The organism is Pseudomonas sp. 313 (assembly GCF_000316965.1).
In the GTDB taxonomy this organism is placed as follows: domain Bacteria; phylum Pseudomonadota; class Gammaproteobacteria; order Pseudomonadales; family Pseudomonadaceae; genus Chryseomonas; species Chryseomonas benzopyrenica.
This window is the reverse complement of the sequence record NZ_ANBZ01000054.1, coordinates 1-255: the sequence shown is the minus strand read 5'-3', so window position 1 is coordinate 255 and position 255 is coordinate 1. Positions and strand designations below refer to the sequence as shown.

The following is a 255-nucleotide window of genomic DNA, read 5'->3' as shown; positions in this document are numbered from 1 at the left end:
TCGCGGCCGAAATTCTTGGGGCCGATCTTGACGCCGGGTGGTGCCTGGCGACGTTTGTACTCGGCGCGATAGAGCATGTTTTCGATACGACGCACCATATCCCCGTCATGGCCCTGGGCGATGAGCGCTTCGATATCGAGCTCCTTCTCGACCAGGCCATAGAGGATCGCATCCAGCACCGGATAGGGCGGCAAACTGTCCTGGTCGGTCTGGTCGGGACGCAGTTCGGCGCTCGGCGGCTTGGTGATGATGCGC

At 62.0% G+C, this 255-nt stretch carries 1 pseudogene; it reads right to left on the bottom strand.

From position 1 onward, the window contains the following. A pseudogene (locus C722_RS24860) lies at positions 1–255 on the bottom strand (NAD+ synthase); the annotation flags it as partial.